We start from the raw sequence: 10,209 nt of genomic DNA, 5'->3' as shown, positions 1-10,209 counted from the left end.
ATTGTTCTAGAACCGATGAAACTGAGCTTTGACCGTCGAAGATGGAGCTATGAATCAAACAACCAGTAGCCAAGTTTTGAGCTTAGAAACATGATTTTGACCGCTAGCTTTTTCTGGCGACTAACGCCCTGTTAAGGGGTGAGCGACGCAATACAAAAGCCGCCGCATACCATCTTAATCACTAAAACTAACGCATAGTAAAAATGCCACGCGTTGCGAATCCCTCTTGAACAGTTTGTTATGTTTGTTCTTGACTATTGCCACCTGTAAAACGGTAGACGCGCTTAGTAACCTTATGACTACCACCACCCAAGCTGATAGAAGCACCGTCTAAATTACCGGAAGCATTCAAACCACCACTTCCTGTACCTTCATAGTATTCTTCAATTTCAACTTCGTGTGCATTTTTAATACGTTCAGCTATTGCCAGCTCTTGAGCAACTGCTGCTTGCATTTTTGCCATGTTTAAAGCGATAGCTTGCTTTCTCGCTTCAGCGTCCAGCGCCTCAATCTCGCCTGAGCCGTGCAATCTTTCAGTTTCTCTTGCCGATTCAATAACGACACCAGTCAATGCACTAAGAACAGGCGAGCTAGCTTCTAAGACCTTCAAGGCTGCATCTAGTACTTTTTGAGATGCTTTCTGTTCAACCAAATCACTCATAACTTCCTCGTAAAACATAACGCATTGTTAAGGTGTGAGGCACGCAATACCTAAGCTTCCGCATACCACCTTAACCACTAGAACTAACGCATAGTAAAAATGCCACGCGTGCCGAATCACTCTTGAACAATTTGTTATGTAGCCGACTTTCAGGTTAATGCTTTCTGTCCAATTTGGATCTTGGGCTCAATACCAGCTTTGCGATACAAAGCTAGAGCTGATTCATTGAAAGAATATACTTCTAACCACAGCTCTTCTCCGCCGTTAGAAATAGCCCTTTCCTCAAATGCCTCTATTAGCGCCACTCCAACACCTTGACTCCTAAAGCATGAATCCACAACAATCTGTTCAACGTTTGCGATCTTTCGCTCTTTGAGAGTCCAAGACTTACGAACCCATAGCTCACCAAAAACAAAACCTACTAACTGCCCTTTGCTTTCGGCTACCAGAAAAATCGAGCTTTCACTTTTGATTATCTTGTGTAGGTCTATTTTTTGTTCAATTTCTTCCGGTGATAAAAAGTCATCAGGTAAATTTGCTTGATGATACTCATTAAGCTGAAACTGTAGTTTCTTGATAATACTGATATCTTCAATGCGAGCTTGCCGAATATTTAACATATATAAATCCTTTTAACTTACCGCCCTCTCGCGGCTACATAACGCCCTGTTAAGGTGTGAGCAACGCAATGCCGATACTTCCGCATAACACCTTAAACACTAAAAGCAACGCATAATAAAAATGACACGCGTTGCGAATCACTCTTAAACAGATTGTTATGCGTAAACTAACGTTTTTCGCCATAACTGATCAAACTCTTGAAAAGTAGAAAAACTATGGTCAACGTAGTCTGGTTTATACAACTTTTCAGTTTTCCACAATGTCACAAGACCCAAGTTTTTCGCGGGAGCCATATCAGATGACAAACTGTCGCCGCAAAAACACACCTGTTTGCCGCTGTCGCTAAATTTACTTAAACCCATTTTAAAGATACTTAAATCGGGCTTTTTAACACCAACACCGCCTGATGTAATTGTGAAATCAAAGTACTCATCAAGCCCTAAAGCTGCAATTTTACGCTTTTGAAAAAAGTCTCTACCATTCGTTATACAGCCGATAGAAGCACCACTATTTTTCAATACTGCTAATGTCTCCAGCGCACCATCGAAAGGAACTGAAAACTCATGGAAGGAGCGGTCAAAGGTTAGCAATAGCTCTCGCTCAAGTTTTGGCGAAAAGTTAAAGCATTCAGCTAATACGCTAAAAACTTGAGTTTTAGGTTGGATGATATTGTTTTGAGCAATAAACTCACTAACAAACCGCTGTGCCGGTATCTCTAGATTATTCAACGTTGTATTTAAAAGCTCATCAGCATAGCTTTTAAGAGAGGCACTTTTGTCATGCAATGTATCGTCTAAATCAAATATTATGTTCAACAGACTATCCTTGTCTTCATTACGCATAACGCCGCATTAAGTGGTGAACAACGCGACCACCCAACCTTAAACCTTGCCACATTTAGCATTGAAGCCGAACTAGACTGAAACCGCCAAGCGTTGAGAATCCGTCTTAAATGCTTTGTTAGGTGAAATCCGACCTACACATACAAGGCTAACATTAATGAAAGCCAAGTTAGTACAAACATAATGATACTTGTATCTTCAATCTCGTTATTTATATGCAAAAATAACAGAGTGAAAAAAAACGCAATTGGGGTATTAACTATTGAGGAATAGTCAGGCGCAATCTCATGCCCAGCTAAAATCAGGACTCCTCGCCCTATAAGCCCAAACATTGATAATCCAAAAGTCATTCGAATCATCCAAATGCGTAAGTTATGGTCTGACTCCATTGGTTTAACAAATTTCAACTGGAATACATCTTTTAGAATGACCATAATTTCGCGATCAAATTTACCCATTTATACCCTCTATTTCACCTAACGCCCTGTTAAGGTGTGAGCAACGCAGTACCGATGCCGCTGCATACCACCTTAAACACTAAAACCAACGCATAGTAAAAATGCCACGCGTTGCGAATCACTCTTAAACAGTTTGTTATGCCTTTACTACCTTTAGATCTCGGTGTACTTCTTGTGAATCAAACAAGAACTGCGCAAAGTATATTTCTAGATGACGTTGCAGCATTTCGTACGCGAGGTATCCGAATGCCACCAAGCTAACCAATAATAGCGAAACGTAGTCAGTAAGAGACGAATAATCTATAAACTGGGAAAGAATAGCTGGAGACATGGCAACAAAAGCCATTAAGAAATACATGACCATATAAAAATAGGTTAAGAACACTCTTTTTCGTTGAGACTCGTATTTTGGCTTAAATTTTAGCTTGGGATACTTAAGCTCATTAAACGGAATAAAGTACTTTCTACCTTTAACATAACATTTTAAAGACTTAACTGGGTTTTCGAGGCTTATAGCATATTCAATTTCCGCAGAACTTACGTAACTACTACCTGCGATCGTGTAAAAGCCAAGGTCTTTTGCGTAAGGATGTAAAGTGTCGACCTCAGATAGAAAAGCTCTAGCATGTTGATACTCCGCTATCATTGCCGAGCGGCGTGTAAACTTGAAATTTAGTACACCAATCAAAGTTGCAATAATTGCTACCACTGCACTACAAACCTTTAAAATCGTGAGAATATCTTCCATTTTTTCTCCTGAGGCATAACGCCGCGTTAAGTAGTGAGCAACGCCACCACCGAACTAAACTATTGCGCCTTAAACACAGAAGCTAAATCGAAGTGAAACCGCCAAGCGTTGCGAATCTGCCTTAAACGCTTTGTTAGGCAAGACTTCCGTGTACCCACTAACCTAATTGAATACACAATACCTTAAAACCAATAAGCAACCAATTACCCACTGAATATTTGTGATTCAAGAACCACCGAAGTCACTATGTTATAGCTTTGATTCCAACAAGCACTAAATGCAGAGCCTCAACAACAAAGCTGCTTTTGAGCCACCTAAATTCAAAGCGGCAATCTAGCAACAAAAGTTAAAGCTTTGATAAACTTGCCCTTTCCACATTTTAAGCCAGCGAAACTCACCACATACCCAAGCTGAAAAGCAATGAGGCAACCCACGAAACTTGGCGTGTTTGGGAGCTAGATAGATTCAAGAATTTGAGCCGGCAATACTGAATTGCCGACATCGAAAAGCGAATAGCCAAAGTGAGTAAAGAAGAATAGAAATGAGAAACTCACCATACCTTGCCTAACGCCCTGTTAAGGTGTGAGCAACGCAATACCGACGCCGCCGCATACCACCTTAAACACTAATCGCAACGCATAGTAAAAATGCCAAGCGTTGCGAATCACTCTTAAACAGATTGTTAAGTACGCTCTCCTTTTAGGCGCATCAATATATCCAACCCGCGGTCATACAGGTCTTCATATGTCATAATTTTAATTTTCCCAGAAAAGAATATGTTCCTTCGACGTAGACGACTCAAGTCACTTTCAGACAAAGATTCACGACTTCCGATGACGATAAAGCCAGAAGGAGAATAAAGTCCATTCAATGAATTTCTAGCATAGGGGTTATTCTTTTCTATCCAATCTAGCCAGTCCAAAACTTGTTGCTCTGCATGAACTAAGTGGGACGATGGGTTACCTGCTTTTGTATAGATTTGAAGATTCGAGGATTCTAATTCTACGACTTCATAAGTACCATCATATTTTTCTAGAGCATAATCGGTTTCATATTCAGCTCCAAGACGATGCTTTGGTATAACCTTGCGATACTCTAAGCCAAACAGAATAGGGTTTTGTGATAAATGTGATTGTATCGCGTTTTCATTTCTTTTTTCGGTATCCAACAATGCGAGTAGTTCATCTAGCGCTAGTTGCAAACTAAATAGCAACCTGTCGGCATGCTCTAAGTTCGAAAGTTCGTCTTTAATTGTTTTCCTGATGATCGAAATATCTGAAGGTGAATAGTACTTCGAGGAATCGATACTAGAAATTAGCTTCTTTGCATCCTTAAATTCATCACTTTGGCGAGCTGTTAATCTATATTTAGTTCCTTGCACATCAAAACCACTTTCAATCATCTTTCTATGAAAATCTGCCAACTCCTCTTCACATTCTGGAGTATTTGCATATACAGGAACTTCTTCTAATGCAGCTATTGCTAAAGTACTCAAAATATCGTCTTCACAGTCTTCGCTCAATTCTGAATCTAAGATATGACCTAATGAAATTTCACCTCTTTTCAAATCAAACACATAGGAAATGATATGAATTGTTCTTTTACCATTCACATTTGAATATATCAGCTCTTTTGCCGACTTTATAATATCAAACTCACTTAAAGACGGAGAGTCTGCATCATTACAACGGACAGAATCAATCTGTTTTGCTAGTTCTTCATTTTCACCAACTAGCATTGTGAGAACTCTTTGTTCTTCTTTCCATTTATCTAACCGACTCACAACTACCTCCGAGTACTTAACGCCCTGCTAAGGGGTGAGCAACGCAATACCGAAGCCGCCGCATACCACCTTAATCACTAAATTCAACGCATAGTAAAAATGCCACGCGTTGCGAATCCCTCTTGAGCAGTTTGTTAGTTTGCAAACTCAAAGTTTTGATTTTACGTTATTTTAAACTTTGCAAACAATAAACTTTATGTGTTTTGATGCACTTAAGTCAGGCGTAGCCTCAAAGCGGCTACTCAATGAAACCACGTGGAACAAACAACGCCTCAGAAAACGAACTAACAACACCAAAAAGCGCTTTTGGAAAACCAATCTCACAATGCGGACTTTCAACAAAGCCACTGAAACCACATGAACTTACCACACCAGAAAAAGCGCTATTTCAGCGAGTAGTACGGCTTTTGTACCAGCAAACTCAACGAGCAGAGTTTCAGCAAAAAAGTTCGACTCAGGTAAACCAAAAGTCGCCGCACCAAAAAACAAATCAACCGTTGAAACGATGCCAATTTTGAATTTTCACCACGCTAGTTAACACTGAAATTGAACGCCGATACGACAATTTCAACTTTGAGCTTTTACCACTAGATCTTGCGATATAGCTGCGTTTTTCCTCTTGCAAACTAACGCCCTGTTAAGGTGTGAGCAACGCAATACCGATGCTTCCGCATACCACCTTAAACACCTAACGCAACGCATAGTAAAAATGCCACGCGTTGCGAATCACTCTTAAACAGATTGTTAGCCTTTGGACTCAAAGTGATGCGTTATTACTTGTAATAAAATTGGCACATAAGAACTCCAATCGACCGGTTTACCCTCAACAAAGTGCTCGACTAACTGATCCTTGATATCACCATCGACATCAGGCATTAATTTATTGAGAAAATCCGTCAACTCTTGTTCTTTGGTGATCAATGGGTACCCATCGCATTTTAACGCCTCAACCTTATCGATGATTTCTTTGTGTTTGGTATGAATTAATTTCATATTTGTCAGATATTTATGAAAGGTAAAGCATTTTATCTGGTAAAGTTATTTTTATGCAACAACAAACCCATTCCACCGAGAAGGCTAACGCCCTGTTAAGGTGTGAGCAACGCAATACCGATGCCGCTGCATACCACCTTAAACACTAAAACCAACGCATAGTAAAAATGCCACGCGTTGCGAATCACTCTTAAACAGTTTGTTATATTTCTATAAGTGCAGCTCTATTTGTTCTACTTTTGTAAATAATGATGCAGGAATCCAGGAAAAGTCCATAGAGACTGATTTGTCGTCATTAGGGACGATACGACCAATTGCATACTCATTACCTTGGTAACCTAAAGGCTCACCAATATACTCTAACATCCAATTTCTTGAGGCTTGCACCTCAGAAAATTTCGTTTCTTTCATAAAGCGAGCAAATACACCAAATAATGTATTGACCAAAGAATCAAGGAAAGTAAATACACAGAAAAACTCGGGCTGCTTTTGTAATTTTGGTTTTACGATTGTGCCCCACTTTGCGAATCCTTCTAGCAATTTATCTCGATTAAATTCTAGCGATATCGAACTTTGGAGTTCACTGCTAGAAAATTCATTTTTAAACTTAAAATGAATAGGTGGCATACCGCAATGTTGTACGAAGTTCCTAAGCTTGCTGGCAAAACTATATGAAAAATCAGTATCGAACGCATATGACATTTGCTTTTTTAATTCTGACCATTCTGGCGATTGTTCACCATATTTTCGCTTGACCTTCGTTTCTAGATGGTCTGTCAGAGTTCTCATAGATGTCAGAACATTTAAAATATTACGATTGATAAACCGAATAAATTCATCGTATATAAATGGACTTAAAGCATAATCATTTGAATTAAAATCGTTCACCATTGTAGATAACTCGCGTAGGAACGAGTTGTAATTTTCATTCACATAGTCAATCAGCTGATACTCTCTGTTGAAGTCAAAGATTGATACCTTGGCGTTGTTTAGTAGCTCTAAATCAGACGGTGAAATTTCTTTAATCCGGTTAACTGTATCGTCAACTATCTTTACTAATACTAATTGTTCCACAAATCCCCCTTTGAAATATAACGCCCTGTTAAGGTGTGAGCAACGCAATACCAACGCTACCGCATACCACCTTAACCGCAAAACGCAACGCATAGCAAAAATGCCACGCGTTGCGAATCACTCTTAAACAGTTTGTTAGCAATATTCTTACAGCTTATGACCTTAGCTAGCAGGATCTACTGGGCAGTTTGGCGTAACTTCGTAATGAGAAGAATCTGTTTTCCACGCAGAGCCTGTCAGCAGGTCTGTCGGAATTGAGATAATACCAAAGTCGATTAGAACATTAAGGAACAGACTTTTACCCCATTGAAAACTATAATCTGTAGTAACTGACGTTTGTTCACATCCAGGTTTCTGAGCAACTACAGTGTGAGCATCACCGCGCGGCACTGTAATACTCGCGTGATCCTTTCCATAGTATTTACCGTCAACAAATAACTTAGTCCCCTCTTCACGAGAGCTAAATGAGATTTGCTCATTAGAACCGTTGGTAATCGTAGAACAACCTGACACAAATAAAGAGCCCATAAGTAAAGAGCAAATTGTTAGTTTTTTCATTTTTGACTTATTGAATAAAAAGGGCGGAAATTATATTTACCACCCAAATCCATTCAATTTAAATCATCTATTGTTACGATTAATATTGCTAACGCCGCATTAAGGTGTGAGCGGCGCTTGGCTATACTTGAGCGAAGCGAAACTGCCAAGCGTTGCGAATCACTCTTAAATGCTTTGTTAGGGCTTGTTACCCAACAATGTTTCAGAGATGTGTTTTGCTGTAGATTCGGCGTTTGGTACTCCAGCATAGTGAAGTGCTAAGTGCAGTTTCAACGCGTCTTGTGCATTTTTGTCTTGTATATCATCGCATAGCTTTCGAGACTCATGATGTAGTCGGTCATTCCGTAATTTATCGAAGAAATCCCCCATTGATTTTTGAGAGTTTTTGGACTGTACAAAAAACAAACTTGCTACTGCTTCCATTATGGTTCCAGCAACAAACTGCGCGATCGTGGTGCCGCTTGATTCTGAGGTATATAAAAAAGCAGCGAGAACAATTGCAACAAAGCCAAGCGATGCAAACACAAGAGAAAACCAAAATGCTATTTTCGACTGCGATAAAACTTGAGAGTAATAGTTTGTTAGCTGCTCGACTTCAAAGGGGACTTCGCTCTTCCCGCTCACGGATTGTTCAATTGAGGTTCGTATTCTCTGCTTATCGCTATCATCAGCAGCAATCTCGAACTGACCAAGGCGCACCTTAGTCAAAGCTCCGGACTTAAAAGCACCAATTATAGAGAAGACAGAAAATACGACTGCGATTCCTGTTATCGCATACTGCGCAACTTCATTAATTAATATTTGTTCCATTTACTTTCCTAAAACGAGAGCCCTAACGCCCTGTTAAGGTGTGAGCAACGCAATACCGATGCCGCCGCATACCACCTTAAACACTAAACGCAACGCATAGTAAAAATGCCACGCGTTGCGAATCACTCTTAAACAGTTTGTTATGCCTGTTCTACATATTTTATGAAAACCTCTTCTGGGTACAAACTTGTTGCAAATACATACAATTTTTCATGTAGTTCTTTGGAGCTTTCAACTGATAGGTAAATATGTTGAAAAACTTCATTTGTTAGCTTGATTGCTGTGTAAGTCATTCTTGGACCTATACTGTCTATCAACTGCTGTTCCGTTGGGTCAGCGATAGAAAAACCAGCATCATTTAGTGCAACCTGTAACTCACTGGAATGGAAGTCACTGCGCATATTAAATATGGAAATAGCACTATCAAAACGCCCTTGTTCAACACTGATATCCATAAGTAAAGTGGGGGCTAGTGGCATAATAAAATTCAAGCTTTCTAGCTTGAAGTCGTATTTGCTTTGAGCATAAGTCGCGCCGAGGTTTATAGCTCGACAAGGATCGTTTTCAAATGGTTCAATATAGCGTTTAAGTAAGGATAAAGAGTTAATCTGCTGGAGGGATACGAATAATGCGTGATTCAAATTTTCTACATTCTTCGCTTTAGCTTTCGCTCTATCGCTACGATTGTTAAATACGAAAGCTGACCAAGCACCAAAAAACGCACCACTTACAGCTATTACGGCGTTGAGTATGTACGTGTATGAGATAGGCACGACCTCATTAGAAATTACAACACCAGACATATACCACAGGTTTAGAACCCCTATACCCGCAATAATGCCTAGAACTTCTGGAGCATAATCTTTTATTTTCATTGTGCATCCTTTTTCTTTGTAAGGCATAACGCCCTGTTAAGGTGTGAGCAACGCAATACAAAAGCCGCCGCATAACACCTTAATCACCTAAACCAACGCATAGTAAAAATGCTACGCGTTGCGAATCACTCTTAAACAGTTTGTTAGCCGCTCATTCCCAAAGGTTACTGTTTACTCAACAGGAACTTACGCAAATCTCTCTCTGCACGCATAACAAACAGAATAAACACTTTGTCATCGTCTTGTTTATAGAAAACACGACATGGATTAACGACAACTTCACGATAACTTAGATGTTCTAGCTCGGGTGGAATACGACCTGACTCTGGGAAAGTTTGTAGGCGTTCGACTTTGGAGAAGATCGTTTGCACTAACTGCTTTGCAGCTACGATATTTTCAAGTGCGATGTATTCAGCGATATCGTAGAGGTCAGATAAAGCTGGTTCAGTCCAGATTACTTCAGCCATTTTGACATTTTGTCCTTGGCTTCATCATGACTTACCACTTTACCGTCAGCTAGTGCACGCTCACCTCGTGCAATACCCTCAAGAATAGCTAAACGATTTTGCATAAATTCGTAGTCATCAACATCAACTAGATACGCAGATGGCTTACCATGCTCAGTAATTAACACTGGTTCTTTGGTGTCGTGGAGATCGGCGAGGATCTTAGTTGCTTGACGTTTGAGTGATGTAACTAGTTCTACTTTCATGAGAGCTGCTCCAAAGGAATACTAAAGTGATACTATTCTATCACTTTGAGTATAGCAAGCTCCATGACGGCTAA

At 39.9% G+C, this 10,209-nt stretch carries 13 protein-coding genes and 1 pseudogene; all 14 read right to left on the bottom strand.

What is annotated here, in order from left to right; translation table 11 throughout:
• Positions 1-238: 238 nt before the first annotated feature.
• The 14 genes and pseudogenes from ABMY42_RS25325 to ABMY42_RS25260 all read right to left on the bottom strand — a co-directional run bounded on the left by ABMY42_RS25325 (position 239) and on the right by ABMY42_RS25260 (position 10,135).
• Positions 239-661: a hypothetical protein gene (locus ABMY42_RS25325; protein WP_065767849.1), complete on the bottom strand. Its 423-nt coding sequence runs from the start codon at positions 659-661 to the stop codon at positions 239-241.
• Positions 662-810: 149 nt separating this feature from the next.
• Positions 811-1,281, bottom strand: coding sequence for a GNAT family N-acetyltransferase (locus tag ABMY42_RS25320; protein WP_349266925.1), 471 nt, complete (start codon positions 1,279-1,281; stop codon positions 811-813).
• 156 nt (positions 1,282-1,437) lie between these two features.
• Positions 1,438-2,124 carry an HAD family hydrolase gene (locus tag ABMY42_RS25315; protein WP_349266924.1) on the bottom strand — a complete coding sequence of 229 codons (687 nt, stop codon included), beginning with the start codon at positions 2,122-2,124 and terminating at the stop codon, positions 1,438-1,440.
• A gap of 134 nt (positions 2,125-2,258) precedes the next feature.
• Entirely contained in the window at positions 2,259-2,582 is a 324-nt protein-coding gene (locus ABMY42_RS25310) for a hypothetical protein (protein ID WP_349266923.1), read from the bottom strand.
• Between the two features lie 136 nt (positions 2,583-2,718).
• Complete coding sequence (locus ABMY42_RS25305; RefSeq protein WP_009696108.1) at positions 2,719-3,330, bottom strand: hypothetical protein; 612 nt, start codon at positions 3,328-3,330, stop codon at positions 2,719-2,721.
• 682 nt (positions 3,331-4,012) lie between these two features.
• Entirely contained in the window at positions 4,013-5,113 is a 1,101-nt protein-coding gene (locus ABMY42_RS25300) for a Shedu anti-phage system protein SduA domain-containing protein (protein ID WP_349266922.1), read from the bottom strand.
• A gap of 744 nt (positions 5,114-5,857) precedes the next feature.
• Positions 5,858-6,106 (bottom strand): hypothetical protein, encoded by a 249-nt coding sequence (locus ABMY42_RS25295; RefSeq protein ID WP_005495245.1) that lies wholly within the window; start codon positions 6,104-6,106, stop codon positions 5,858-5,860.
• A gap of 95 nt (positions 6,107-6,201) precedes the next feature.
• Positions 6,202-6,304: pseudogene (locus tag ABMY42_RS25290) on the bottom strand (DUF3265 domain-containing protein).
• 12 nt (positions 6,305-6,316) lie between these two features.
• Complete coding sequence (locus ABMY42_RS25285) at positions 6,317-7,180, bottom strand: hypothetical protein (protein WP_349266921.1); 864 nt, start codon at positions 7,178-7,180, stop codon at positions 6,317-6,319.
• A 162-nt stretch (positions 7,181-7,342) separates the two neighbouring features.
• Positions 7,343-7,738 carry a hypothetical protein gene (locus tag ABMY42_RS25280; RefSeq protein WP_140095693.1) on the bottom strand — a complete coding sequence of 132 codons (396 nt, stop codon included), beginning with the start codon at positions 7,736-7,738 and terminating at the stop codon, positions 7,343-7,345.
• A 177-nt stretch (positions 7,739-7,915) separates the two neighbouring features.
• Positions 7,916-8,548, bottom strand: coding sequence for a hypothetical protein (locus tag ABMY42_RS25275; RefSeq protein WP_140116585.1), 633 nt, complete (start codon positions 8,546-8,548; stop codon positions 7,916-7,918).
• A 140-nt stretch (positions 8,549-8,688) separates the two neighbouring features.
• Positions 8,689-9,423 (bottom strand): hypothetical protein, encoded by a 735-nt coding sequence (locus tag ABMY42_RS25270; RefSeq protein WP_349266920.1) that lies wholly within the window; start codon positions 9,421-9,423, stop codon positions 8,689-8,691.
• A 164-nt stretch (positions 9,424-9,587) separates the two neighbouring features.
• Positions 9,588-9,890, bottom strand: a complete 303-nt coding sequence (locus tag ABMY42_RS25265) for a type II toxin-antitoxin system RelE/ParE family toxin (protein ID WP_349266919.1) — start codon at positions 9,888-9,890, stop codon at positions 9,588-9,590.
• Positions 9,878-10,135 carry a type II toxin-antitoxin system Phd/YefM family antitoxin gene (locus ABMY42_RS25260; protein WP_005448240.1) on the bottom strand — a complete coding sequence of 86 codons (258 nt, stop codon included), beginning with the start codon at positions 10,133-10,135 and terminating at the stop codon, positions 9,878-9,880. The genes ABMY42_RS25265 and ABMY42_RS25260 overlap by 13 nt, the downstream gene beginning before the upstream one ends.
• Positions 10,136-10,209 lie beyond the last annotated feature (74 nt).

It is taken from the genome of Vibrio sp. SSH13-20 (genome assembly GCF_040104475.1).
GTDB classification, from domain to species: domain Bacteria; phylum Pseudomonadota; class Gammaproteobacteria; order Enterobacterales; family Vibrionaceae; genus Vibrio; species Vibrio harveyi.
The sequence above is the reverse complement of the archived record's forward strand: the minus strand, read 5'-3'. Positions and strand labels throughout refer to the sequence as shown.

Bases quoted from the DNA above. Each gene is read 5' to 3' on its own strand.
- ABMY42_RS25325 (WP_065767849.1), bottom strand. From the start codon at position 661: ATGAGTGATTTGGTTGAACAGAAAGCATCTCAAAAAGTACTAGATGCA.
- ABMY42_RS25320 (WP_349266925.1), bottom strand. From the start codon at position 1,281: ATGTTAAATATTCGGCAAGCTCGCATTGAAGATATCAGTATTATCAAG.
- ABMY42_RS25315 (WP_349266924.1), bottom strand. From the start codon at position 2,124: ATGCGTAATGAAGACAAGGATAGTCTGTTGAACATAATATTTGATTTA.
- ABMY42_RS25310 (WP_349266923.1), bottom strand. From the start codon at position 2,582: ATGGGTAAATTTGATCGCGAAATTATGGTCATTCTAAAAGATGTATTC.
- ABMY42_RS25305 (WP_009696108.1), bottom strand. From the start codon at position 3,330: ATGGAAGATATTCTCACGATTTTAAAGGTTTGTAGTGCAGTGGTAGCA.
- ABMY42_RS25295 (WP_005495245.1), bottom strand. From the start codon at position 6,106: ATGAAATTAATTCATACCAAACACAAAGAAATCATCGATAAGGTTGAG.
- ABMY42_RS25280 (WP_140095693.1), bottom strand. From the start codon at position 7,738: ATGAAAAAACTAACAATTTGCTCTTTACTTATGGGCTCTTTATTTGTG.
- ABMY42_RS25275 (WP_140116585.1), bottom strand. From the start codon at position 8,548: ATGGAACAAATATTAATTAATGAAGTTGCGCAGTATGCGATAACAGGA.
- ABMY42_RS25270 (WP_349266920.1), bottom strand. From the start codon at position 9,423: ATGAAAATAAAAGATTATGCTCCAGAAGTTCTAGGCATTATTGCGGGT.
- ABMY42_RS25265 (WP_349266919.1), bottom strand. From the start codon at position 9,890: ATGGCTGAAGTAATCTGGACTGAACCAGCTTTATCTGACCTCTACGAT.
- ABMY42_RS25260 (WP_005448240.1), bottom strand. From the start codon at position 10,135: ATGAAAGTAGAACTAGTTACATCACTCAAACGTCAAGCAACTAAGATC.